The organism is Clostridium neonatale, assembly GCF_900465025.1.
Taxonomy (GTDB): Bacteria; Bacillota; Clostridia; order Clostridiales; family Clostridiaceae; genus Clostridium; species Clostridium neonatale.
This window is the reverse complement of the sequence record NZ_UICR01000002.1, coordinates 255,403-281,492: the sequence shown is the minus strand read 5'-3', so window position 1 is coordinate 281,492 and position 26,090 is coordinate 255,403. Positions and strand designations below refer to the sequence as shown.

The following is a 26,090-nucleotide window of genomic DNA, read 5'->3' as shown; positions in this document are numbered from 1 at the left end:
GGTTAGTTATGATAAATAAAGTTAGAATTAAAGAATTAATAAAAGAAAGAGAGATGTTGCACCCTGACGATCCAAGAACGGAAGATTATTGGAATATGCTAACAAAAGAATTAATTACTAGTGAAGATGATACGATTGAATTTATAAATAATTGTGATGAACACGATATTTATTGGTTAAGTGAAATATTTGAAGATATTTCTGAGGTTTTTCAAAGTGAAAAGTTTATAGAAGCTTTAAAAAGCGTACAAACGAAATATCCAAATCTAGATTTAGAAAGCGATATAATGTTTGCAGAAAAGGCTTTAGATTAATGTTTAAGTAATATGCATAGAGTATTTATGAAGAGCTTAGACATTATGAAAAACATTTCACTGAAACTGTGATTTTGAATACAAAATATTAGAAAGTATAAGTTTGTACCATTTTTTCGAAGTATTTTTTGAAAAGAGTAACATTTGTTTAAGAAGTATTATTCAAGTTTCATTTTTATAATCTTTTCTTTATCTTCTTGAAGTTTAGTCTTATAAGATTTTGGAGCAGAACTCTTGCAATAATATATGAAAGGGCATTCAGCTTTATGGAGTAAGTATGATACTTTATTATGAAACTTTTCATAGTCATGATTTTTAACACAACATTTTTTCCCGAACTAATATAAAGTACCAACTAAATTCCATGTAAAATTCATGTCAAGACCAGTTATGAGTAGTAAATCATAGCTGGTTTTGTAATATAATTAATACAAAAAGATGTGATGTCAAGGGTGGCAGTAAAACCATAAATAAACTTGATGAAATTGAAGTGAAATTTAATTATAATAGTAAATATAGTGAAGATGAATTTGCAAGGCAGTTGGCGGACCAAGAAAAGGGAATGAATAATCTTACAGTAGATCAATACTTGAAAAATCGCCAAAGATATATAAACCAAGGGCGTTCGTTAGAAGGAAATGCAACACAAGTAGCAGCCAGAAAAGAAGCTTTAGCAAATAAGATAAATGAATTACGTAATAATGGAATGTCATATAGCGAAGCAAAAAATGAAGCTAATAAGTGGATGAAAAAACAAGCAGCATTACACAATCCAGATCAAATTGCAGGTGGAGAACCAGCTAATGTTAGTACATTGGGGGATAAAGGAGTTAATTCATCTATTGGAGTACAGTGGAAATATAGAATTGATGAAGTTGATAGTAAAATTCAAGATATGGCTAAGAATATGAGTGATGCAGAAAAAAAATCTACAAAACTGAATGTTAACTTAACATACTAAGAAAATGAGGTGCCTAAGAATGTATAAAATATTGAATGATTTTAAGATAAACGAAATTACAAATGATATTACATTAGAAGAGTATTCAAACAAACTGCCAGATGAAATTCTAAATGTATGGAGGCAATATGGGTTTGGTGATTTTATGAATGGATACTTAAGAATAGTTAATCCCAATATATATCAAGAACTTATTAGTGATACGTATTTTAGAGGAAAAGAGTCTATACCAATTATTATTACAGCATTTGGGGATGTTATAACATGGGAAAAGAATGAATATTTGGGGATTATCAAATATCGTAAGGGGGAATTTGATATTTTAGAAAAAGGATGCAAATTTTTTTGGGATGATTTAACAGATTCTGAGTATGTTAATGACTATCTGGATAACAAACAATATGAACACACATTAGATAAATATGGAAAATTGGAGTTTGATGAGTCATATGGGTATGTACCATTACTAGGTTTAGGAGGAAGTGAAAGGGTAGAAAACATAAAGAAAGTTAAAACACTAGAACATATAGAGTTAATAGCACAGATGGTTGGAAAAATTGGAATGTAAAATATAAATAGGTTATTTAAGAATAGCAACTAAGTATTCATACTAAGTTATTTGTATGGATACTTAGTTGATTTTTAATGCCATATTATTGATTTGTTTAATCAAAGAAGTAAATATAAGTATAAAGAATTGATGTCAAGGGTGGTAATAAAACTGTTAGAGATTTAATGAATGAAAGCACATCAGCATCTAAATGGGGTACGTTAAAAGATGGAACTAACCAAGGAGTAAAGCATTTTGCAGATTACTGGGAACAGTATCCTGATCGTATACCATCATTAGCTGATAGATTAGGAGTTGATTCCTCTAAATTTGAGAATTCAGTTGAAGGATTTGAAAATTTTACTGAACAAGCAATGAGGGTGAAAAAAGAATGTACAGCATCAAGACTTGGGGTTAATGGAAAAGATATGTATTATATAGATGGAGCTAAAAAAACTAAGAAAGGAATTGCTGTAATATTTAAAGATGGAAAAATACAATCAATGATGCCAAGTGATCCAAAATCATTTAGCAAATTACAGTAGGTTAAGGATGTATATTATGAAAAGTTTTAAAATTAAAGAATTATATGGGGATGGATATGAAAGATGGAGTAAAGTTGAAGGAAGTGTTTCTAAAGAACTGATATGTGTACATTTTATAGAATATGATGAGTATTTAGAAAATAGTAGTGATTCTAAAAAAAGAAGAAAAGATGATATTATAAATGGTAAGTTAAAAATAGAATTAGTAACACAGTATAAATTTGAAAATAGTGATAAATATGGTTTTGTTCAACCGATCAATAAATCATCACACATTATTGCTATTGGAATAGTTAAAGAAATAGAAGATAGTGACAGCATAATGTGCAGTATACAGGGATTGGGAGATGATATTATAATTGAATTTGAAGATGATGTAGAAATAGAGATTGGGGCAAAAATTGAGATTAAAGGTTCTCTTGAACTTGAATTGGATTCTTGTGATTTTGAAAAAGCAAATTTATAAGTAATTGTATCAAAATAAAACAAAGCCAGTATTCATATATATCAAATACAAGTGAATACTGGCTTAATTTATAATAAGTTTTGAGAAAAATCATTCCACTGAAATTGTGATTCTGAGTACTGTACATTAGAAATCATAAGTTCAGTATCATTTTCAAGATGTACTTTTTGAAAATAAAAACCTTTATTAAAAAAGTATTGACCAAGCTTCATTTTCATAATATTTGTTTTATCTTCTTGAGACTTGCTTTTATCAGATTTAGGAGCAGAGCTCCTACAATAATATATGAAAGGGTATTCAGCTTTATATAACAAATCAGCCACTTTTTTATGAAATTTTTTATAGTTATAATCTTTAATACCACATTCTTTTTTAGACCCAATATAAGGAACATCGAGTAATATTAGTTTTTTAACAGTATCATTTTCTAGATATGTAAGACAGTCTTTTTGTGTTATTGTAGCATTTTGAAGTTTTATAGAAGCTGGAAGAAATCTTAAAGTACGATTAATAATATCATTTTTTTGCTCTACATATTGCTTATCAATACATTGAACTATAAGCATTTCAAATGCAATTTGTACATTGCAGTCAACTTTTTTGTAGTTTTTACGCTTTTCTTTATAAGCCTTAAGATTAGCTTTATACTTTGAAAGTATAGGATTTTTGGTATCTGGTTGATTAATGAATGTAAGGTCAGTATCAAGTATTAATTTTATGAGCTTTAATGGTTATTTTTTTAATACATTTAGAAAGTTGGTTCTTAAAGGGTTCATATCATTAAGGGTTACACCTTTCCAATTATAGGTGTCTAATCCGAAAAATAATGAACCAGTGGAACAACATCCATCAATTAATGTCATTTCTGAAGTATTAAGTTTCATTTTAATGATGATAATGGAGTTGAAATACGAAATTCTGATGATATAAAAGTAAATAGTGATGGAAGAATAAAAATAAAAGGAAAGAAAGTAAGAATAAAAGCTGAAAGTAAGCTGCTCGTTAAGAAAAAAAGTTCAAGCTCTATTTTACTTGAAGGTGACTGTTATACAGAAGCAGAAGGAGTAGTCTATGAAAATGGACGAGCTAGAGAATCATATATCTTTAACCACAATGTAGTAGGAATGGGTGGTGAAGACTAATGAATATGAATTCATTAAAAAAGGCTGCATCCGGAGCAATTGGAAAAGCAAAAAGCGCTATAAAAAGTACTGTAAATAAAGGAAAAGCAATAGTAAAGAAAGCAGAAAAGAAGCTTACATCAGCAATAAATGGAGCAAAAGCAAATGTAAAAAAATGTGTACAAACAGTTAAAACAAATGTAAATAAAATAGAAAATAAAGCAAAGCAAATAGGAAAAACAGCCCAAAAGAATCTAATCTCGGCAGTTAATGGAGCTAAATCAAGTAAGAAAACGGTAATACAAAATCAAACAAAGCCGATAAATAAGAATATACAAAATCAAACAAAACCAACAAATAAGAATATAGGAAATTTGCAAAAAAGTCTTATAGCAGCCACAGGAACAACAGTGTATAATAATGCAGTAATACCAACAGGGAAAAAGCAGACAAATGGAGCAATTAATGTTGCCAATTTACCAGTATATAATAGAGCTGGCAATTATATTGAAGGTCAGAAGGTAAAAGTAAAAGGATTAGATGGAAAATGGTATGTTGGCACAGCGAAGGCTGAGGGATATATTGGAACTGGAGGAGCGAGACAGTCTAAGTTTGTGCCAGATAATTCAGGAGTGTATTCTAAAGGTAATTCTATTGAAAATTGCAGATCTTATAAGTATGGACAACAGTGGAAAGATTTCGCAAAAGGCACTTGGGATAGTATGAGCGCAAGAAGTGAAAAGATGCTAAATTCGCCAAATGACTTCATGAATTACTTAACTATGGGTGTATGGAATAACAATGCAGAAAATGGAAGGAAAATGTTAAAGACTAAAAATGCATATGACATTACTAATTGGGCTACAATGGGTGGTGCAGATATGGTGAATGGAGCAATTAATCCAGAAAAGCCATTATCACCAGAACACTGGATGAATAGTCTTGGAGTAGTATCAACAGTCTTTGGAGTTAAAGGAATTCAGAATAAATATACACATAATGATATAATAGATATTAAGAAACCATATAAAAAAGCAGTTAGTTATGATAAAATTAAGGGCGACTCTGGAGCTAAGGGGATGGCTAAAGCTGACAATATTCCAGGAAGAGGGTATCACAAAGAAGTTTATGCAAATAAGCCTGTAAAGGTTACTGATGCAGTTGATAAATGGGATGAATTTTTAGGTCCAGGAGAATATACTGATATTCATCCAAGAACAGGGCTAAAAGACCCAGATAGAATATTCTCTGCTGATGGGAAAAGAAGTATAAGATTCGGTTCACATGAAATGAATTCAAAACCAAGTAAGTTCCATTATCATGAAGAAATATGGACTTATGACCAAGTAAATAATGTTATGAATGTTGACAATACAGTTGTTAGAGTACCATATAAAAATTAGGAGTGATAAACAATGAATGTTAAAATAGCAGATATATTAGATAAGCGTAGGGTAGTAGTTCAATTAGAAGGTAATGAATTCATTGCTGAGTGGGATGGAGATAAACCAGAAATAAATGAAAGCTATGCTGTAGAAATGGATATAGATGATGAACTTATATGGAAAACTAATATATGCTTTTCAAGTGAAAATGATAATGCAATAATCCAGAAAGATAAGGAAATTAAAATAGTAGCCAAATTGGATTATAATAGCGAAGCTAACTTAGCTACATTAAAAGTTTATGATAGTATTGTATTAATTGATATAGAAGGAATTGAGCAAGAGATATCAAATGAATGGGTAGAAATAAATTGTGATTCAATTAGGTTAAGTAATATAAATTTATAGGATTAAGTAAATGCATAATAAGGAAGTAATTAACTGCATAAAAAATAAAAGTAGCAAAATGTAGTTGAATCAATAACAGTAAGAAAAATAAATACTGCATAACTTAAATAATGCAATGAAATAAGATGATGAGTCAATTGAAATAGATTGGCTCATCATCTTATTTCATTCAGATACCTTGATAGTAGGTGATGTAGAAAATAATACAGAAATATTACTAATGGTTTCAAAAGCCAAGATAACAAGGCTTATACTAACGCCGTAAGCTGATAAGCTAGGAAATCCTAGGGGCAATAATTCCACTTAAAAGTTAAAGGAACTGTGAACATAATATATGTAGTAGAAAAGCACTAAAAAATAAAAAGAATTGACAGAATAAAACATATAAATAGGATAGCTGAGTAGAATAACTAGAGACTTGGAACTCGGGACTAGGAAATTGTAACGGGGGGGAGGGGGGAATAAGGACTTAAAAGAATTGAAATAGATAAATAAAAATAAATAGAATAAAAGAAATTGAAGAAATTATAAATAATAACTAATCAGAATAAATAATAACTAGATAATTAACATATAAAAGATAATCAATCAATAATGTTAATAAATATAACTGATTAAGAAGAAGTAATAAATGTATCCGTTAAAAAAATCTAATCAGTTAGGAAATAGAGTAATAATCAATGTAGAAAATCTAATTAGAGAACCAATCAATGAATAGTAAAATCATTCAATAAAATAAATAATTGAAAATTACAATACATCAATCAAGATAAATACATCAAAAACCAACGATAAGGCATCAGAAAACAGAGATTTAGGAAAATGTGAATAACAGTAGCATTCAGATTGAAAAGCTGTAAATAAAGGCTAAATTAACTGAATTTAAAATAAATGATAAATATATATTATAAATCTGATAAAAGAGTTAATGTTTCTAATAAAGGAAGCATTAACTCTTTTTCTATTTCAAGAAGGAGGGATTGAGTATAGATAAATCAGATTTTAATGGAATATATGAAGAACTAATTGAATTACTAGGGTTAGAGGTAACTATAAAAATACATAAATACTTCAAAGGTCAACAAGTAAGTTTTCCCATGAGGTTACATTCTAAAGCCTATGTAATGAAAGAACTTCAAGATAAATCCGTAAGCGATAGCAAAGAGATTGCTAAGAAATTAGGATATATAGATAACTGGATAAGAAAAATGTTAAAGAAGATTGAAGGGAGTAATAACAATGAATGAAATAGTGGAGAGTTTCAAGATAAGTCTAATTGAAGATGGTAAGAGTTCTAAAACAATAGAAAGCTATATGGGAGACGTTAAAGCATTCATAGAATTTTTACGTAGTAAAGAAGTCAAATTCAATGCACATGAATTACCGTTCGGTAGAAAAAATACCATTAGGGAGAAAAAATAGAAAATATATATGGAAAATTATAAAATAAATATATATAGGTAATTTTAATAATGGATAAGGAGGGTTATTTATGAATAAAAATATTGACGAAAAAATATTGGATTTTCTAAATGAGGCTGAAAAGAAAAAACAAAAAAAAGATATCACATCAGGACCTATAAAAATAAGCAATAGATATTATGAGTTTGAACAAATGAAATTTTATGAAGAAAGGGTTCTATTATATATTCCTAAGGATTTTAAGGACATGCCTTTAGAAGCAAGAAAGCTTAAATATCCATCTGAAGGTAGGCCTGAGATAATTAAATGCAATGAAGACGGAAGCATTACATTTACTTTAAATATTATTGATAGTCCTTTAACAGAGGATAAAGTGTGTGAGCTTAAAGATGGAATGATTATGATAATAAAAAAAACAAATCCAGCTAATGTTTTTTATGAAGATGGAATACTTGAAGCAAATGAAAAAAACATTGGATATTTTGAATTTAAAAGTTCAGCTATAGATGATTTCTTATATAATTTTATGTTCTTTCTAGAATTTGAAGAAAAAACAATCATGGGGACTTTTAGCTGTCGTTATGGAGAGTATAAAGAGTGGAGAGATGTTATTTTTGAAGTATTAAAGAGAGTAAGAGTAATTAGAGAAGAGTAATTTTATTATAAAAGATATGGTAAAAAAGTTTAAGGGGATGATAAACAATGGCTTATGATTATGTTTATACATATGGAGACATTATAATATCAAATTATGAATTTGTGAAAATAACAGATTTAAGAATAGAACGCAAGATAAATGAACATGCAGAACTTTATGTTAAAGGAATAATTGATTCAGTAAAAGGCGATAAATATGTTGAAGGAGCAAATGATAAGAGTTTTATAAAAGTTTCTCTAAAAGATGATAAAAATAATGTTAAAGATTTATTTCAAGGAATTATTATCAATATAAGTATTAATTCAAGTAATGACATAAAAACATTAGAAATACAAGGATTAAGTCAAACGTTTTTAATGGATATTAATAAGAAAAATCGTACATTCCAAAATGAAGGCAGCACATATAGAAATATCATAAATACTGTAAACTCAAGCTACAAAAATATCAGTATTGTAGATAATATAACAGAAACATCAAAGATTGATACTTTTGTTGTTCAATATAAAGAAACTGATTGGGAATTTATTAAAAGATTAGCATCGTATTTTAATTCATGGGTAGTTCCTGAATGTCAATTAGAAGATATAAAGTATTCAATAGGAAAAACAGGGATGCTTAAGGCATATTCATTAGAAGAATTCAATTACTCAATAAAAAAAGGAATTCAGGAATACAAAATAAAAGAGGGAAATGGTGTAAGTGGGTTAGATGATATAAATTTAATAACTTATGAAGTAATTACTAATAAAATGTTAGACTTATGTGATTCTGTTACTTTTAAAGGAAGAAATCTTTATGTATATGAAGCTGAAATCGAAATGCATGATAGCATTTTTTCAAATAAATATAGTCTAAGAGATGAAAAGGGAATGAAGATAAGGCGAATTTACAATAATCAAATTGTGGGACTTTCTCTTAGCGGAACAATATTAGACACAAAGAATGATGTTGTAAAGGTTAATTTAGAGGTAGATGGAAAACAAGATTCAAGTACTGCAAGATGGTTCCCATACTCAACAATATATTCATCAGAGGATGGAACAGGATGGTACTGTATGCCAGAAAAAGGTGATGCAATAAGATTATATTTCCCAGACAATGTAGAAAAAAGTGCCTATGCTATAAGTTCTGTTAATTTAAAAAGCAGGGATACTGAAAAGAGAAGTGATCCATCTGTAAAAAGCATTGGAACTAAGTATGGGAAGCAACTTATTATGGAGCCTGGTGTAGTTAATATAATTGGTGGAAGTGGCATGATGGTTAAAATGACTGATGATGGAGGAATAGAAATAATAAGTGATAAGAAAATAATATTAGATGCTCAAGATGATATAGAAATAAACGGAAAAGCAAAGGTATCAATAAAAGGCGAATCAGGCGTTGATTTAACTCAAAACTCAGCAAACCTAAGTATAAAAGATGATGTAACAATGAGTGGTGGAAAGGTTAAGATTGAATAATTATGATTAAGTATGCCAATAAAGAAGAAGTATTACAAGAATTCAAAAAGAAGTATGTTGATGATATCTGGGTTAATGAGTTTATTAAAAATGATGAATTTTATAGAGATAATAAAGAGGAAATTGATTTTAAATTAATACAGAAGTTTGATTTTATATGTAAGAAGTGCATAGATATGCAGAAAAAGAATTTAAAAGGTGAAGTTAATTATATCTATTTTTCATTATTAAGGACAAGTATCCTTGAAGGAAGAGGAGAGTTTAGAATTGATTTTTATGATGAAAACTGGTTTTTAGATAAGGAAGAATCTTCAGTAAATATTGAGCTAAATTTTTTGTACAGTACTTTATTTGAACTTGAAGCACTATTAAAGAATAAAAAAATGGAGTACGGCAGAACTATAACAGAAATGGATATAGAATATATTATTTTGGATGAAGCTGATAAATATCATATTTTATGTGCTGAGTTTTTAAAAGATGTGGTTAAAGAACAGTTTATAAATTTACCTTCATATAAGGAAATGAAAAAAAGCAGTAACTTGAAAATACTTGTTGGTGAATTTATGGATGAGACAGAAATAATATATGAAGAAAATAGAAAAGAAATTGAAGATAATTAACCTTAGATAGGAGAAATTTATGGATTATTTTTTATTAAAACAAGATGAAAGTTATACTAACACTCCAAGGCTTAGAGATATATTTTATAAGGTCAATGTAAAGAATATAAATAGAGAAAATTCTCATAAAATTGATGATGTTGTCATATTTCAAGTAGATGCAGAAGAAAGATGTGAATATATAGATATATTGGACAAGCAGATATTTTTAATTTCAGAAAAGCTCATAAATGTAATTTTTAAATATGACCCAGAAATGATTATAAAAACTCTTCCACTTATAGATGCTAAGAGAAACAGACAGGAAAATTATTATCTTCCGATATTGGAGGATATTGAAGCTCTTAATGAAAAATCAGAATTAGGAGCTAATAAAACTATATACAAAAAGATAGTTCTGGATAAAGAAAAAATTCAAGAAAAAAAGATATTTAGGATAAAGGAAATCAGCAAAAATTTAGTCGTAGTTAGATTAGATGTTGCTGAAAGTATACTTAGAAGAAAGCCAAAGGGAATATGTTTAGAAAGATTAGAAGTCCGATAAATGAGGTGATTTTGATGTCTGATTAAAAATATTATATTGTGCGTGGAGCTAAGATGGTATGCAATAAAGGAAGTAACGAAAGACATATAAACCTTCCTAATAGCCATGGGTCATATGCAACTGAAAAACCTATGATGAATAAGAAGGATAATGTAGTAGGCAAAAACATAAAGTATTTTGGTGTATGTTCAGGTGATTGCCCAGCAGGAGATGGAGATGTTGCCGTAATAGATATGAATGGTAATAATGCTATAGGCAAAAAATGTCAAGTAGAAATATTAAAAGAGTGGATGAAAGCAAAAGAAGAGACATTAGTTAGAGGTGAAGCAGCACTAACAACAGATTCATATCTAGTATGTAAATATGGTGGAAAAATAACTTTTGTTACTACAGGACAGGAAGAGTAAGATAGTAAATTATTTACTAGAATCGTAAGTGAATAAATAATAAATGAAGATTATAAAGGAGGAGCAATTTTAATGGGTGAAGTTCATGCATTAAGGATCAAAAGTCCTTACAAATTATTGCATGTAGAAGATATTAAAATTATAAATAGACCTAATGAACATGGAAGATTATATTTAAAGTGTTTAATAGATGAAAGTATTAATTTTAAGTATTCTATAGAAGCTTCAACTAAAGATGAGATAACAGTTTATGAAGAAAAAGAAAGCAAAAGTAATGATAAAGAAGTAGATATTAATAAAGTAAATGAAAGTAAAAGTGCAGTATTATTTAATGGATTAACAAAGATCATAAAAACAACTAATGAAAATGGAAACTATTATGTAGAAATAGAGGGAATATCAAAAACCTCAGAGCTTGATATAAAAGAAAAAAGTAGATCATTTCAAAATATTAATATGACATATGATGAACTTATATCGTCTGTTTTAAAGGATTATAGTGAAAAAGGATTTATTCAAAGTGCTGGATGTAGTAAAAAGATAAACAAGCCCATTTTTCAATATAAAGAAACAGACTGGAATTTTTTAAAGAGAATATGTAGTGAGTTAAATTCGGAAATATATTGTGATATAATTAGCATAAATAATCTGTTTTATTTTGGAAGAACCAAAGGAAAAACTTATGAAATAAAAGATAATATACAATATAAGGCTTGTAAGGATTTAAAAGCATTTTATAAAGCAGGGGGATATGATGAAGGCTATCATGATACAGATTATTTCTATTATGAAATAGATACGAGAGACAGATATAATCTTGGAGATAATATTTATTTCAAGCAGAAGGATGTATATGTAACAGAATATGTAGCTTGTAAATATCAAGATGAAATAATATATAAGTACAAGCTTTGCAGAAAAAATGGAGTATGGCAGACTAAAATATATAATTTGCTAATATCTGGAGCTTCTATCGAGGGAAAAGTATTAGCTACTCAAGGAGAAGAAGTGAAGCTTAAACTTGATATTGACAAAGATCAAAGTGAAAGTGAAGCAGCATGGTTTAAGTATGCACCACCAACAGGAAATACTATGTATAGTATGCCTATAGTTGGAACAAGTGCAAAGTTATATTTTTCAGATGAAACATGTAATGAACCATTAGTATCAGGATGTGTAAGAAATAATGGAAGTAGCTGTGAGAAGACAGCAGATACAACTAAAAGATACTTTGGAACAGAGCATGGCAGCGAAGTTGAGATGACACCAAGTGCACTAAACATAAAGGGTGGAAGTAAATCACCAATAAGCATAAGCATTGATGATAATGTAGGAATAACAATAACAAGTCCCAAGAAACTAAATTTAAGTGCAGATTCTGAGATAATAATGAAGACACCTAAAAATGTTAAAATTAATGGTGTAAGTCAGATAAATGCCCAAAAAACAAATACAGAAAGTGGTTTCTCATTAGAAACAGATTTACATTTTTTATCTGAGAAGGTAATAAAAAATGGAAGTTCGAGTGAATCATATGCAGATTTTGATGATGAACCACAGGCAGGACAGATGCCTGAACCTGAACCTCCAAAAAAGAAGAAAGGATTTAGCTGGGGGAGTTTACTTGTTGCTGTAGTGGCAGTAGCAGCAGTTGCAGTTTCAGTAGCTACATTTGGAGTAGGAGCAGTATTAGTTGGAGCAGCAGTTGGAGCACTAATATCAGTTGCTAGTACGGCAGTAGGTGATGCAATAAGTGGGGAGAAAAGTAGCTTAGGCACATATATAAAAAATGCACTGGTTGGAGCAGTATCTGGAGCCATATTGGGCCCGTTTGGAGCATTTCAAAGTTTAGGCGGGATGATGGCCTTTGGTGGTATTAACGGAATGGCTGATAGTCTACTCAATCAAGCTATTGAAGGTGAATTTAGTCTAGGTCAGACATTGTTTGATGGGGCTATAGGTGCAGCAACAGCAGGATTATTGCATGGAGCAGGAAAGGCTTTAAAGAGTGCATCTAAGTATGTAAAAAATGCAGTTAATAAAGTATTAAGCAAGAATGAATCTGTCCTTATGAATATTGCCAAGAAGCTTGATGATGTATTTGCACCAGTAAAATTAGCACAAACACCAGATGGGATGACAGTTCCTGTGAAAGAAGAATCAACTAAGATTCAGGATGCTATTTCTAAGATTGTTGATGATGCTAAAGGTGGTGGGAAAACTAAAGTCAATTATGGAGAACAATTTACTAAAGGAAAAAATGGCAGAAAACAATTGAAACCTGAGATTTAATATACTGATTCAAATGGCTATACATATGAGACAGATGCTAGTGGTAATATTGTACATGCTCATACAGATAATTTAGCTATTGGAAAAGGGGAAAGAAATCCTTATGCACAAAGAAAAGTTGGTGGGAAAGACAGATTACCAACGGATGATGGTGGTCATTTATTTGGAAATCAATTTAAAGGATCTGGGGATATTGATAACTTATTACCTCAAGATGCAAAAATTAATCGTAGCAGTGGTGAGTGGTATAATATGGAAATGGAGTGGGCAAAAGCTAAAGCAAATAAAAGTACAGTTAAGGTTGATATTGTTCCTCAATTTAACGGTTCATCAAGGCCAACAAGATATATAGTTAAATATTGGATTGATGGAAAGAAAACCATAAAAATTATAGATAATTGATAGGAGACGAATTATGGAAAAAGAGTTAGATAGATTATATAATGAATTAGTAAATCACATAGTATCTATGATACCAACTGGATGGAAAAAAATATTTTTTTTAGGAGAAGTAGAAAAAAATAAATCGACTTATAATATTACATTTTATTTTGTTGATGATAATAATTTTATTCAAAGAGCTTTTGACATTCCAGATAAATACAATGTATCTGAAGAAATCTTTGATGATTTATTAATAGAAGCGAATGATATCATGATAAAAATATATGATTGTTTTATAAAAAATAATCAAAAAAATTGGGTACAAATGTATTGGAATGTAAGCGAAGAAGGTAAATTTAGTGTAGAGTTTTCATATAATGAGAATATTTTCAAAGAAATGATACCTTCATTACGAGAGATTGTTTGGGCTTATACAAAATTTAACTATATTCCGAAAGATAAGTATTCAAAGGAATTGCTTAGTGAATATATATCAAAGAATTAAGTTATTAATTTATGCTCTTACATGAGTATTTATATTATAGAAGAAGGTGGATTTAATCGTATTAATGAATTGTTTAACTAAAATAACATATAGAAGAAATGAGTTCAGGACAATATTAGAAATTTAAATGGTAAATAAATTTATAATTGTTGGTGGAGGGGAAAATCTTAAAAATGGTATTGTTGGAGATAGGAAAATATAATTCAGGATGTCTAGTTTAATTAAATCATTTAATAAATTTAATTAAATGAAGGAGAGGTTGTATGAGCATAAGTTTTGAATATAGTTTTAAGCCAACAAATACAGAAAAAATAAGGGAGTTCGAGTTAAAATATAACATTGTTTTACCAGAAGATTATAAGAAATTTTTACTAGAAAACAATGGTGGAAAACCAAATATCAGAAGATTTCAGACAGCAGATGGAATTCATACATCGTCGTTAATGTTATTATTTCCATTATCTGCAGAAAAGGAACCTAATTTGGTTAATATTTATAAAGAATTTAATATGGAAGGACTAATTCACTCGGATTTCTTGGCAATAGGAGCTGATCCTATGGAAAATAAAATATGTATTTGTATTAAAGGAAATAATATAGGCTCAATTTATTATTGGAGTCTAGATATGGAAGAATTTAATGAAGATGAGTATGTTCCTTCGTATAAGTATATGAGTTTAGTTGCAAAAAATTTCAATGACTTTATTAATGGATTGTTTGTACCAGAGGATTAATATAATTTTGGTTTAGTATTATTTAATGCACATTAGAGTGAAGCTTAGCAAATTTACTAAGTAAGGTTTTAGTGAAGATATATTCTTCGCTAAGATCTTTTTTATTTTGATAAAAGGAAAATGGCATTTAAGAATATGCAAAATGGACCTAAAACAGTGGTACTTGGAAGTAATTTAGGTAATGTTGATGATGCCTTGAAGAGATTTGGTAAGGAATTTAAGGATGTTAAAAATACGTCAAAATTAGAACCTAAACGAATGAATAATGCAATAGACGTTCCTGAATTTAATTCAATGAGAATGAAAAGTGCCTCTGAGCTCGCTGATGAACAAAGAAAAATTATGATGAAGATAAGAGAACAAGTTCCAGCGCCTAACAGTGATACAACATTACAAAAAGTAATTGATGGTGGAAAAATAGATAATTATATAAAAGATGATGATCCATGGAATACAGTAGGTGGATTTATAACTAAAGCTCAAGATACTAAAGAGTTAAATAAATTACAAGAGGTTTATGATGGGCTAGCGTTAGGGGATGAAAATACTCCATTTAATGTAGGGGTAGATAAGGATTATGGTGTAATAAGATTTAAAACTGATGCGGTAGACAAAATAGATATACCATATGGACCAGCTATGGAGCGAGTAGGTGCGAAAGCACCAGCTGGTGGATTTGATACATCACCAGATCCATTTACAGGGCATGGATTTACTAAGGACATGAATGATAATATTATTCCTGAATATACAATGCAATATCTGAAGCCTAATGAAGGTGCGGAATTGTACAGGGTAAATAGTGAAACAGGAATTGAAGAATTAATTGCCAAGTATGTAGATGGTAAGTTCGTAAAAATAAAATAAATTGAGAGGAATTAGTTATGTTATTAGGTAAATATACATTATATATGGGAAAGCAGTATGAAGTTATTGATTATGACAAAAAGAATAAAATTATTAAACTGAAATCGGATGAAAGTAAGATAGGATGTAAAATTATAGAAAGAAAGGATGTTGGAGAGATATACTATATACAGACTAATTGCTTTTATAAAGGATATAAGTTTCAAGTTATAGCAGAAAAAGATGCTAGTATACTGATTTATACTAGCAACAATGAAGTGGGGTCTAAGTTAAATATGGAATTCATAGAACGTTCAGTATATCATAAATGGATAAAAAAGAATGAGGCGGATAGAATAGTTGAAGATAAAAATATATTAAGCTTATAAAAGTTTACTTTACTGTTAATTGAAATTATAAAGGTTAGGTATAAAAATGTATAATGATAATGTTAGAAATAGAATTATAGAAATAAGTAAAAAACATGAATCCTTACAGAATTTATTACAAATGTTGTCAAGGGAAGCAATTATATATTATTGTGCATGTAATTCTGAAAAGTCACCGGTTAAAATTATGTTGAATAAAAATGAATATACAGTAATAGCTACTAGTAAAGAGGTACTAACTGAAGCTAAGCAATATTTAGATATTAATAATATTATTGAAATTGATGCAATAAGTATAATTAGGAGTATATTAAGGACAGAAAATAAAGGAGCTATAATTAATTTAGGAGATGAATCTCAGTTAATTCTAGATACAGATATGTTAAAACTTCTATATAGGGAAATTGTAGTAATGGATTTATATATGAAAGGAGGAGCATATGTCATACAAAATGATAAAGATTATCTTTTGGTAGAATCTAAAGGAAAGAAGCTTTTTAATATAGTATTGACGGAAGATGATGGTAAAGAATTAAAAGAGCTGTTAAATCAAAAAGGAAATGTAATCTTTAAATGCTGGAAAGAAATTCTTCCTTATTTTGTGGCAACTAAATGTGTAGCATTGATTTATAATTTTAGCAAGAAGGATATGGTTTATGTTGGAGAACCATATTTAGGATGGCTTTATGATAGTCCATTTCAGTAACTTACGATAATTTAGTAACTATTTAATTATAAGAAGCAAATATTAAAAGATGTATAAAATTTAAAAAAGCTATAATGATGTGATATTTAGGGATTATTGTTATGTATATAAACTTTTATACAGCCCAAATAAAAGATACTATGGATGATATTAAAGATATAACAGATTTTGAGTTATTGCATATAATAGCAGGAAATTATAACTGTGGTAATGGTTTTGAGATTCCCTATAATATAATAAATAATAGCAATTGTGACTTAGGAACTGCATTAATTATTTTCTTTGACGATGATGGACATAGAATTTTAGAAAATAGAGAAGAATTAAAAAATCTTAATTTAAAGCAAAGAATATTAAGTTTATACCACCATTAACGAAGATTCAAAGTTTTAAATTGAAAAAGAATAATCCAGATATAAGTATGATTTTTAAATAAGTCTATATGAATTTAGGGAGTTGAATTCAATGACAATCTACGACGATTCTAGGCAGTAGGTTATAAGAACTTTCTAGTAGAGAGTAACTAAGAGGTAGAAACAATTATTAAAATTTATTATGAAAGAAATAGCAGAGAAAGATCTGAGTTAGGAGATAATATTTATTTCAAGCAGAAGGATGTATATGTAACAGAATATGTAGCTTGTAAATATCAAGATGAAATAATATATAAGTATAAGCTTTGCAGAAAAAAATGGAGTATGGCAGACTAAAATATATAATTCTCTAATATCTGGAGCTTCCATTGAGGGAAAAGTATTAGCTACTCAAGGAGAAGAAGTGAAGCTTAAACTTGATATTGACAAATATCAAAGTGAAAGTGAAGCAGCATGGTTTAAGTATGCACCACCAACAGGAAATACTATGTATAGTATGCCTATAGTTGGAACAAGTGCAAAGTTATATTTTTCAGATGAAACATGTAATGAACCATTAGTATCAGGATGTGTAAGAAATAATGGAAGTAGCTGTGAGAAGACAGCAGATACAACTAAAAGATATTTTGGAACAGAGCATGGCAGCGAAGTTGAGATGACACCAAGTGCGATAAACATAAAGGGTGGAAGTAAATCACCAATAAGCATAAGTATTGATGATAATGTAGGAATAACAATAACAAGTCCCAAGAAACTAAATTTAAGTGCAGATTCTGATGATGAGGCAGAGGCAGGTAAGAAGCCTGAACCTGAAAAACCAAAAGAAAAAGGGATTCAGCTGGGGAAAACTTGCGCTTGCAGCAGTTGCATCAGTATTTATATTTGGAGCAACAGTAGCTGTAATAGCATTAGGAGCAATAGCAGCGAGTGCAGCTGTAGGAGCTTATAATGGAGCAAAGAATAGTATTGATTCTCAAAAGTCAGCTAATAAAGAAGTTGATTATTTAGAGGTTGTTAAGTCGGGATTTCGTGGAGCGGTGACTGGTGCTACCGATATGGTGAAGACAGAACTTTGTTCAGCAGCAGATTGGACAGCTCAAACTTTTTTGGGAACAGTGAGCTTATTGAATGAAGCATCAAAATATCTTCCTTTTACACGTAATAATACTAGTTATCAAATATCAGCTGATCAAACTAGTCAGATGTTAAACAATGCATCAAATTATGTACATCAATTCTTTAAAGATTTAGCACCTTATAAGAATGCATATGAGTATGGAGAATATGTTCTAAATGTGGCAACAATCGCTAATGGCATAAAATCCACTGGAAATATATCCCCAAAAGGAATGGGTGGAATTTCAATAGGAAATATGCAAATAGCAAACACTAATATGGTTGTTCCTGTGTTATCATATTCAGGCGAGGCCATTGTAGGAGTTAAAGAAGCAGCGTCTATAGCTATTGCAGGTGGCTCTATTTATAATATGAGTAATTCTAACAGTGGTGCAAGGGACAAATCGCTTAATGAAGACTTAATTGATGATGATAAAGGTGGTGGGGGGAAAACTAAAGTCAATTATGGAGAACAATTTACTAAAGGAAAAAATGGCAGAAAAGAATTGAAACCTGAGATTTAATATACTGATTCAAATGGCTATACATATGAGACAGATGCTAGTGGTAATATTGTACATGCTCATACAGATAATTTAGCTATTGGAAAAGGGAAAAGAAATCCTTATGCACAAAGAAAAGTTGGTGGGAAAGACAGATTACCAACGGATGATGGTGGTCATTTATTTGGAAATCAATTTAAAGGATCTGGGGATATCGATAACTTATTACCTCAAGATGCAAAAATTAATCGTAGCAGTGGTGAGTGGTATAATATGGAAATGGAGTGGGCAAAAGCTAAAGCAAATAAAAGTACAGTTAAGGTTGATATTGTTCCTCAATTTAACGGTTCATCAAGGCCAACAAGATATATAGATAATCTTATTAATAACCAAAGTTTAAAAGATGCAGGATATGATTTAAAATCAGTTGGAAGAGAAGCACCAAAAGGTCCAAATGATAAAATAGTAAAGGGGATTGATGGATTATATGAGAATATGAATCCTGATTCAAATGGAAAAATAATAGGAGAGTGGCCTTAAATAGTAAGGAAAAGGAGTCAAAGAAATGCGAGATAACTATTGTGATATAAAAGAATTTTGAGAAATAATAAAGATATTTTGGAAATTAAAAATGATATACTAAATGGAGTGAGGAGATATCCAATAAGCAATTTAGAAGTTCTTGATAATAAATATAAAAGCATTGTTGTAAAATGCATTGATAAGATACGCGCAATGTATTCTAGAGGTGATTTACTTGAAGAGTTTGATGATATTTGGAATGAGGCTGTAGAAGCTTTGATAAATATAAAAGAAAAGAAAATTGGGTATCTATATCTCTTATGGATTGTAGGAATAGGAATTTTACTAGAAGTTCCTAAAGATCTTATGAGAAAGGTTGAAGAATGTGTAAAAAGAGAGTCTATTAAGGATTTTGTATTACAATTATTATTGGATGGATATTTGGATAATTCAGATTCTGAAGAGATATGCTTTGAAAAAGAAAATCCTTATAAAAAAGTAGTTGAAATAGTAAAATTATCATTTGAAGATAGGGAAGAAGCTTCAAAAAGATTGGTAAAATATATGAATGACGAGTGGTTTAAAGGACATTATGATTATGAATGGAGAAATGCACATAAGGAACCTGGTTATCTTGTTTTTTGGAGTTTTGAAACAGCTGCTTTAGCTAAAATGCTTGAACTAGATGATAGCAATTTAAAAGATAATATTCATTATCCATATGATTTAGCTCATTATAAAAATGAAATGAAATTTAATATTAATAAGTTAAATATTATAGAGGAAAATGAGAAAGAGCAGATAGAAGAATATATCAGTAATAATCATGAATTAGAACAGATTATCCCAAATAAATTTAGAAAGCAGGTAAATTGCATTATAGAAGATTATAATAAACTTAAAGATAATGAGTTTTGGGAAAAATATAAATTACAAGAGATATGGTTTGATGTTTCAGATTATATAAAAGAAAATGCTACAAAAAATTTATTAGGATTTATTATTGTAAATATGTTAGTAGATGAAGGACATATTTTACAATTGGATTATAAAGAAGAATTAGAAGACTATATAGAAACAATAAAGAATTTATGGGGAAAGCAACAAGTAAAATTAATTAGATTAGATTTGGGAAATGATCAAGATTACTATATGTATGTACCTAAAACAGTAGAGATAGATAATTTATATGAAGTAAAAATTTTGAATGTATAATATATAATTTTAAGAGGAAAAGATGTTTTAAACTAGGAAAGAGTGTACTAGGTTTAGATTTTAAGTATAATAAAATGGTATATTGATAGAAATTCAGAATATGCAGATTATGTATTATCAGGAATAGAAGATCTTGGAATAGATGAAGATGAGATTAGTATTTCTAAAAAAATGAGCATATTGCAATTTATATTGGTATTAGTGATAACTTCAGTATTTATCTTTGGAGGAATGTACTTAGCAGCTTCCGTTTAAGCATAAAGAGATATATAACTTAACATATAAGCTATATATCTCTTTATTTATATTAATAATTAATTCCAGCAGGTTTTATATTTTCCTTATCACCTTGAGAACATGGAGTAACTCCATATGTCATTTTACAATTTGGACATGTATCTACAAATGTATTCATTTTAAATTCTTTTCCACATGAACAAGTAATTATATGAGGAGTAGATAAATTCATATCTGCTTTTCCTTTTTCTCTTACTCTATCTACAATCGCTTTTCCATCTTTTTTATCTGTTCCACAACCACAACTCATAGTTGAGCCTCCTTTAAGTTAGAATATATTATGTATTATACATTAAGTCACTGCTAAAAGTCTGTATCATTTGTTACAAAATAATAATATAATAATTATGTGTAGTACATGGTTAAAATATTCAATATATAAACTATATTTGTATAGAATATAACATTTAAATATATGAAAGGATATGAATATGGATAAAAAAATCGTTAAAAGAGGATATGTAACCACTGATGCTAATGAATTCAATGAAGAATCACTTATAAAATTAAAAGAAGCACAAAAGGATATTTATATATTTTTAAATAGAGGATATCACTTGAAAAAAGTTTCAACCTTTGTTGGAAATCACTATTTACTTTCTGAAAGGCAAAGGTTAAGTTTGGTAAGAACAACATGTTCAAAAGAGGAATTAAAGCTTAGAAAAGAAAAAGAAATAACAAATTTAGAGGAAAACCAAACTGTATATGTTGATGGATTTAATTTAATAATTACATTAGAAGTTGCGCTATCAAATTCAACATTAATAAAATGTATGGATGGTACAATAAGAGATTTAGCTGGACTTCGAGGTACATATAAGTTAATTGATAAAACAGATAGAGCAATTAATTTAATAGGAGAATACTTACAGAAGCTTAAAATTAAGAAAGTTGTGTTTTATCTTGATTCACCTGTATCAAATTCAGGCAGATTAAAAATCAGAATATTAGAATTGTTAGATAAATATGAATATGATGTAGAAGTTGAACTTGTAAATAATGCAGATGTGGTTTTAGAAAAGCTGAAAAATGTTATTAGCAGTGATTCTATAATTATGGAAAAATGTAATGGATGGATTAATGTTGCTGCAAAGATTATTGAAGAGAACATCGAAAAATGCACATGTTTAGATTTTAGCAAAGTAGATTAATATGTATTTTAATACAGCGATACTTGATTATAATGATAATATATGAAAAAGATGATACTACTTTTTTATAATTTAGAGTTACAATGAAATAGAATTAAAGCTGATGTTTTAATGAACTGAACATTAGCTTTGTTTTATATGGTATAATAAAGTAGATTCATAGAAAAATAATGAAGTATAAAACTAAATTTAGAATGATTTAGTTACAGCCATGAAAGGAAACGTAATATGGGAAAATCACTGATACTTGCAGAAAAACCTTCAGTAGGAAGAGAAATAGCAAAGGTATTGAAAGTAAATAACAATAAAGGAAGTTATATAGAAAACAATAAATACATTGTAACATGGGCGCTTGGCCATTTAGTTGAACTACAATCACCAGAAGGTTACGATGTAAAATATAAAAATTGGAGCATGGACACTTTACCAATGCTTCCAAAGTATATGAAGCTAAGTGTAATAAAGAAATCATCAAAGCAATTTTATGAAGTTAAAAAGCAAATGCTTAGAGATGATGTAAGTGAAATCATAATAGCAACAGATTCAGGACGTGAGGGGGAGCTAGTTGCTAGATGGATAATTGAAAAAGCAGGAGTTAAAAAGCCACTTAAAAGATTATGGATTTCTTCGCAAACAAGCAAAGCAATAATAGAAGGATTCAATAATTTAAAACCAGGGGATGCTTACAGAAATCTTTATGAGGCAGCACAGTGTAGAGCTGAGGCTGACTGGGTTGTTGGTCTTAATGTAACAAGAGCACTTACATGTAAATATAATGCACAATTATCAGCAGGTCGTGTTCAATCACCAACATTAGCTATGATTGTACAAAGAGAAGAAGAAATTAAAAACTTTATACCAAAGGATTATTACACAATAGAAGGTAAGGGGAACAATGTTACTTTCAATTGGGTTAACAAAGATAATAATGGAAGAATTTTTGATGAAGAATTTGCAAAGAAAGTCATAGGGAAATGTAATAAAGCTAATGCTGAAGTAGTTAATGTAGATTCAAAAGAAAAGAAACAATATTCTCCAGCGCTTTATGATTTAACGGAACTTCAAAGAGATTGTAACAGGCTTTTTGGTTTTTCTGCTAAGCAGACTTTATCAATTATGCAGAGATTATATGAAAATTACAAGATTTTAACTTATCCAAGAACTGATTCAAGATACGTAACTCGTGATATTGTAGCAACAATTCCTGAAAGATTGAATGCAGTTGCTACAGGTGAATATAGATTAGTAGCACAGGAATTACTTAAAACTAAAATAACTGGAAATAAAAGTTTTGTAGATGATTCAAAGGTAAGCGATCACCATGCAATAATTCCAACAGAAGAAAGACCTAATCTTTCGAGTTTAAGTTCAGAAGAAAGAAAGGTTTATGATTTAGTAGTAAAGAGATTTTTAAGTGTTATGCTTCCACCTTTTGAATATATTCAAACTACAATTGAATTAAATGCAAATGGTGAAAGATTTATCGCTAAAGGTAAAGTTATAAAAAGTAAAGGCTTTAAAAAAGTTTATGATAAAGAGCTTGTAGAAGAAGATTCTTCAGAAGATTTAAAGGATCAAATATTACCAGTAATGAATAAAGGTGATAAGATATCATTAAATTCAGTAAACTCAAAGAAATCTCAAACAAAGCCACCGGCAAGATTTAATGAAGGTACACTTTTATCTGCAATGGAAAATCCACAAAAGTATATAAGTGTAGGAAAAGATGCAGCAAAAACATTAAATGAGACAGGTGGACTTGGAACAGTTGCAACTCGTGCTGACATTATAGAAAAGCTATATAGTTCTTTTGTTATTGAAAAAAGAGGCAAAGAAATAGTACCTACATCAAAAGGGAAACAGCTTATTGAATTAGTTCCAAATGAGTTAAAATCACCACTTCTTACTGCAAAATGGGAAAAGAGACTTGATGAAATAAGCAAGGGAAAAGAAAAAGGCCATGAATTTGTTAGAGAAATGAGAAACTACACAATTGCTCTTGTTGAAGATGTAAAAGGTGATAGTCATAGATTTGTTCATGATAATAAGACAGGAAAGAAATGTCCTCAGTGTGGGAAATATTTATTAGAAGTTAAAGGTAAAAATGGAGTAATGAATGTTTGTCAAGACAGAGAATGTGGATATAGAGAAAGTGTATCAAGAACAACTAATGCAAGATGTCCTGAATGTAAGAAAAAACTTGAGCTTAGAGGACAGGGAGAAGGTGCAATTTACGTATGCCCAGGTTCAAATTGTAACTTTAGAGAAAAGGCATCTGTATTTAAAAAGAGATTTGATAAATCAGGAAAAGTAGATAAGAGAGATGTACAAAAGTACATGAAGAAGATGCAAAAGGAAGCAGAAAAAGAATCTATGAGTGATAATCCATTTGCAGCTTTACTCCAAAATATGAACTTTGATAAATAATAAACGTAAAAACTTTATCATTAATTTTAAATTAGTGATGAAGTTTTTTTCATAAAATTTGCCTTTTGCGAATTGACACCTATTTATATGAAATGTATTATAAGAATAACAAATTATTAATACAGACCTTAGGAGGTATTTATGTATAAGTTATTGTTAGTAGATGATGAGGTTTTAGTTAGAGAGGCAATTGCTGAGAATATTCACTGGAATGAACTTGGATATGAATTATTGTCAGTATGTGAAAATGGCAAAGAAGCAATAGAGTATATTAAAAAAAATAAAGTTGATGTGGTTATTACAGATATTTGCATGCCATTTATAGATGGTATTGATTTAAGCAAATATATTTATGAAAATCATTTACCAATTAATGTTATTATTTTTAGTGGTTATAATGAATTTGAATATGCAAAAAAGGCAATTAAATATGGTGTATCAGAATATCTTTCAAAACCTGTTACTGCATATGAACTTTCTGAAATACTAGGTAACTTAAAGAAAAATCTAGATAAGAAAAGAGAAGTTGAAGCAGAATTTGATAAACTTAATAAAAGTTATTTTAAAAATAGAATTTTGATACAATCTAAAATCATAGAAAAGCTCATTATGGGAAATGAAATAGAAGAGGAAAGTCGTAAAGAAATTGAAGAATATGGGCTTCAAATGGATTATCTAGAATATAGAGTTGCAATTATTGAAATCGATATCTATTCTGATTTATATAATGCAAATGAAGATAAAATCAAAAAAGGTGAAATGAAATCTTTTGTAATATATAACATAAGTGATGAGATAATAAAAAAGTATAATGCTGGAGAAGTATGTAAAGGAGATAATAATAAAGGATTAATTTTACTATGGACAAACCATTCGAGAGAATTTGAGGATAAAATTAATCTTATATTTAAAGAAATTCAAGAAGAAGTTTTCAAAGTATTAAAGTTAACGATTACGATAAGTGTAGGAGAAATTGTTTATTCATTATCGGATTTACATAAGTCTTATAAAGATGCAGAACAGCTACTTTTATATAGGTATTTGTGGGATGAAAATCAAATTTTTGATAGAGAAAAATTAAAGAATAAATTAAATGGTTCAGTGAATTTAGATAACGTAATTGATAAGGTGATTTTGGGAATTAAATTAAATGAGAAAAAACAAATAGAAGAAAAAATTATAGAAATACAAGAGTTATTAAAAAATGCTTACATAAGAAAAAATAAAATATGCTTGTATTTATTTGAAATCGTTTCACAAGCTTGCGATTTATTAAGAACATATAATTTGACAGATGATTTTATATATAGAAAGAAAGAAGAAGTTATAACTAGAATAACAGAATCAAGATCATTAAGAGAAGCTATGTTAATATTAAAGGAATTTTGTTATATGTCATGTGATGAAATGTATAAGCAAAGAGACTCTGATGGAAATAAACAAGCTATGTTAGCACTTGATTATATTGAAAAACATTATGGTGATTTTGATTTGAATTTAAATGTGATATGTTCATATGTTTGCGTCAGTATTAGCCATTTTAGCACAATATTTAAAAATTATACAGGAGATACTTTTATGGAAGTGCTAATGAGGACTAGAATGCAAAAAGCAAAAGAGTTATTAGAAAACACAAGCCTAAAAAATTATGAAATTTCAGAAAAAGTAGGTTTTAGAGATCCTCATTACTTTAGTATAGCTTTTAAAAAAGCAACTGGAAAAAGCCCAAAAGAATATGTAAAGGAAGTGAGGAAAAAATAAC

General features: G+C 28.9%; 28 protein-coding genes and 2 pseudogenes. 28 read left to right on the top strand and 2 right to left on the bottom strand.

All coding sequences use genetic code 11. From position 1 onward, the window contains the following. Positions 1–8: 8 nt before the first annotated feature. The 5 genes from CNEONATNEC86_RS12895 (at position 9) to CNEONATNEC86_RS12875 (ending at position 2,836) form a co-directional block, all read left to right on the top strand. Positions 9–314, top strand: coding sequence for a hypothetical protein (locus CNEONATNEC86_RS12895; protein WP_159136151.1), 306 nt, complete (start codon positions 9–11; stop codon positions 312–314). A gap of 490 nt (positions 315–804) precedes the next feature. Beyond that, complete coding sequence (locus CNEONATNEC86_RS12890; RefSeq protein ID WP_159136150.1) at positions 805–1,275, top strand: polymorphic toxin type 15 domain-containing protein; 471 nt, start codon at positions 805–807, stop codon at positions 1,273–1,275. Between the two features lie 19 nt (positions 1,276–1,294). Continuing rightward, positions 1,295–1,843, top strand: a complete 549-nt coding sequence (locus CNEONATNEC86_RS12885) for a T6SS immunity protein Tdi1 domain-containing protein (protein WP_159136149.1) — start codon at positions 1,295–1,297, stop codon at positions 1,841–1,843. Between the two features lie 167 nt (positions 1,844–2,010). Continuing rightward, positions 2,011–2,370, top strand: a complete 360-nt coding sequence (locus CNEONATNEC86_RS12880) for a hypothetical protein (protein ID WP_159136148.1) — start codon at positions 2,011–2,013, stop codon at positions 2,368–2,370. Between the two features lie 16 nt (positions 2,371–2,386). After that, positions 2,387–2,836, top strand: a complete 450-nt coding sequence (locus CNEONATNEC86_RS12875; protein WP_159136147.1) for a hypothetical protein — start codon at positions 2,387–2,389, stop codon at positions 2,834–2,836. 68 nt (positions 2,837–2,904) lie between these two features. On the opposite strand, the gene CNEONATNEC86_RS12870 is transcribed toward CNEONATNEC86_RS12875, so the two are convergent. Further along, positions 2,905–3,402: a hypothetical protein gene (locus tag CNEONATNEC86_RS12870; RefSeq protein WP_159136146.1), complete on the bottom strand. Its 498-nt coding sequence runs from the start codon at positions 3,400–3,402 to the stop codon at positions 2,905–2,907. Positions 3,403–3,977: 575 nt separating this feature from the next. Between CNEONATNEC86_RS12870 and CNEONATNEC86_RS12865 the strand changes: the two genes are divergently transcribed. From CNEONATNEC86_RS12865 to CNEONATNEC86_RS12770, 20 genes and pseudogenes are all read left to right on the top strand, one after another. Then, positions 3,978–5,360 (top strand): hypothetical protein, encoded by a 1,383-nt coding sequence (locus tag CNEONATNEC86_RS12865; protein WP_159136145.1) that lies wholly within the window; start codon positions 3,978–3,980, stop codon positions 5,358–5,360. A 12-nt stretch (positions 5,361–5,372) separates the two neighbouring features. Beyond that, positions 5,373–5,750: a hypothetical protein gene (locus CNEONATNEC86_RS12860; protein ID WP_159136144.1), complete on the top strand. Its 378-nt coding sequence runs from the start codon at positions 5,373–5,375 to the stop codon at positions 5,748–5,750. A gap of 980 nt (positions 5,751–6,730) precedes the next feature. After that, positions 6,731–6,997, top strand: coding sequence for a Mor transcription activator family protein (locus CNEONATNEC86_RS12855; RefSeq protein WP_159136143.1), 267 nt, complete (start codon positions 6,731–6,733; stop codon positions 6,995–6,997). Then, a complete protein-coding gene (locus CNEONATNEC86_RS12850) occupies positions 6,990–7,172 on the top strand; it encodes a hypothetical protein (RefSeq protein ID WP_200848529.1) in 183 nt (60 codons plus the stop codon). Before CNEONATNEC86_RS12855 ends, CNEONATNEC86_RS12850 begins: the two co-directional genes overlap by 8 nt. A gap of 70 nt (positions 7,173–7,242) precedes the next feature. Continuing rightward, entirely contained in the window at positions 7,243–7,827 is a 585-nt protein-coding gene (locus CNEONATNEC86_RS12845; protein ID WP_159136142.1) for a hypothetical protein, read from the top strand. 47 nt (positions 7,828–7,874) lie between these two features. Then, positions 7,875–9,293 (top strand): type VI secretion system Vgr family protein, encoded by a 1,419-nt coding sequence (locus CNEONATNEC86_RS12840; protein WP_159136141.1) that lies wholly within the window; start codon positions 7,875–7,877, stop codon positions 9,291–9,293. A 2-nt stretch (positions 9,294–9,295) separates the two neighbouring features. Further along, positions 9,296–9,916 (top strand): hypothetical protein, encoded by a 621-nt coding sequence (locus CNEONATNEC86_RS12835; RefSeq protein ID WP_159136140.1) that lies wholly within the window; start codon positions 9,296–9,298, stop codon positions 9,914–9,916. Between the two features lie 19 nt (positions 9,917–9,935). Continuing rightward, the gene (locus tag CNEONATNEC86_RS12830; protein ID WP_159136139.1) at positions 9,936–10,460 is read left to right on the top strand and encodes an imm11 family protein; all 525 of its coding nucleotides are present in this window, start codon (positions 9,936–9,938) and stop codon (positions 10,458–10,460) included. 35 nt (positions 10,461–10,495) lie between these two features. Continuing rightward, positions 10,496–10,867 carry a DUF4280 domain-containing protein gene (locus CNEONATNEC86_RS12825; protein WP_276508234.1) on the top strand — a complete coding sequence of 124 codons (372 nt, stop codon included), beginning with the start codon at positions 10,496–10,498 and terminating at the stop codon, positions 10,865–10,867. A gap of 72 nt (positions 10,868–10,939) precedes the next feature. Then, the gene (locus CNEONATNEC86_RS12820; protein ID WP_338149285.1) at positions 10,940–13,159 is read left to right on the top strand and encodes a hypothetical protein; all 2,220 of its coding nucleotides are present in this window, start codon (positions 10,940–10,942) and stop codon (positions 13,157–13,159) included. An 18-nt stretch (positions 13,160–13,177) separates the two neighbouring features. Further along, positions 13,178–13,561, top strand: a pseudogene (locus CNEONATNEC86_RS12815) (DNA/RNA non-specific endonuclease); the annotation flags it as partial. 13 nt (positions 13,562–13,574) lie between these two features. Beyond that, positions 13,575–14,048: an immunity protein YezG family protein gene (locus CNEONATNEC86_RS12810; protein ID WP_159136137.1), complete on the top strand. Its 474-nt coding sequence runs from the start codon at positions 13,575–13,577 to the stop codon at positions 14,046–14,048. A gap of 263 nt (positions 14,049–14,311) precedes the next feature. After that, positions 14,312–14,782 (top strand): SMI1/KNR4 family protein, encoded by a 471-nt coding sequence (locus CNEONATNEC86_RS12805; RefSeq protein WP_159136136.1) that lies wholly within the window; start codon positions 14,312–14,314, stop codon positions 14,780–14,782. A 120-nt stretch (positions 14,783–14,902) separates the two neighbouring features. Continuing rightward, positions 14,903–15,649, top strand: coding sequence for a hypothetical protein (locus tag CNEONATNEC86_RS12800; protein ID WP_243145359.1), 747 nt, complete (start codon positions 14,903–14,905; stop codon positions 15,647–15,649). A 17-nt stretch (positions 15,650–15,666) separates the two neighbouring features. Beyond that, positions 15,667–16,017, top strand: a complete 351-nt coding sequence (locus CNEONATNEC86_RS12795) for a hypothetical protein (protein WP_159136135.1) — start codon at positions 15,667–15,669, stop codon at positions 16,015–16,017. Positions 16,018–16,063: 46 nt separating this feature from the next. Continuing rightward, on the top strand, positions 16,064–16,723 hold the full coding sequence (locus tag CNEONATNEC86_RS12790) for a hypothetical protein (protein WP_159136134.1): 660 nt from the start codon (positions 16,064–16,066) through the stop codon (positions 16,721–16,723). Between the two features lie 101 nt (positions 16,724–16,824). After that, on the top strand, positions 16,825–17,097 hold the full coding sequence (locus CNEONATNEC86_RS12785) for a DUF4274 domain-containing protein (protein ID WP_200848528.1): 273 nt from the start codon (positions 16,825–16,827) through the stop codon (positions 17,095–17,097). A gap of 776 nt (positions 17,098–17,873) precedes the next feature. Then, entirely contained in the window at positions 17,874–18,737 is an 864-nt protein-coding gene (locus CNEONATNEC86_RS21295) for a hypothetical protein (RefSeq protein WP_200848527.1), read from the top strand. An 18-nt stretch (positions 18,738–18,755) separates the two neighbouring features. Further along, positions 18,756–19,256: pseudogene (locus CNEONATNEC86_RS21580) on the top strand (DNA/RNA non-specific endonuclease); the annotation flags it as partial. Positions 19,257–19,313: 57 nt separating this feature from the next. Further along, entirely contained in the window at positions 19,314–20,453 is a 1,140-nt protein-coding gene (locus CNEONATNEC86_RS12770) for a PoNe immunity protein domain-containing protein (RefSeq protein WP_159136132.1), read from the top strand. Between the two features lie 307 nt (positions 20,454–20,760). On the opposite strand, the gene CNEONATNEC86_RS12765 is transcribed toward CNEONATNEC86_RS12770, so the two are convergent. Beyond that, on the bottom strand, positions 20,761–21,000 hold the full coding sequence (locus tag CNEONATNEC86_RS12765; RefSeq protein WP_159116475.1) for a hypothetical protein: 240 nt from the start codon (positions 20,998–21,000) through the stop codon (positions 20,761–20,763). Positions 21,001–21,181: 181 nt separating this feature from the next. Here CNEONATNEC86_RS12765 and CNEONATNEC86_RS12760 point away from each other — a divergent pair, with 181 nt between their 5' ends. The 3 genes from CNEONATNEC86_RS12760 (at position 21,182) to CNEONATNEC86_RS12750 (ending at position 26,089) form a co-directional block, all read left to right on the top strand. Then, positions 21,182–21,901: a DUF434 domain-containing protein gene (locus CNEONATNEC86_RS12760; RefSeq protein WP_159116474.1), complete on the top strand. Its 720-nt coding sequence runs from the start codon at positions 21,182–21,184 to the stop codon at positions 21,899–21,901. A 228-nt stretch (positions 21,902–22,129) separates the two neighbouring features. After that, positions 22,130–24,328: a DNA topoisomerase III gene (locus tag CNEONATNEC86_RS12755; protein ID WP_159136131.1), complete on the top strand. Its 2,199-nt coding sequence runs from the start codon at positions 22,130–22,132 to the stop codon at positions 24,326–24,328. A 141-nt stretch (positions 24,329–24,469) separates the two neighbouring features. Further along, positions 24,470–26,089: a response regulator gene (locus CNEONATNEC86_RS12750; protein WP_125149859.1), complete on the top strand. Its 1,620-nt coding sequence runs from the start codon at positions 24,470–24,472 to the stop codon at positions 26,087–26,089. The last annotated feature ends 1 nt before the right edge of the window (position 26,090 follow it).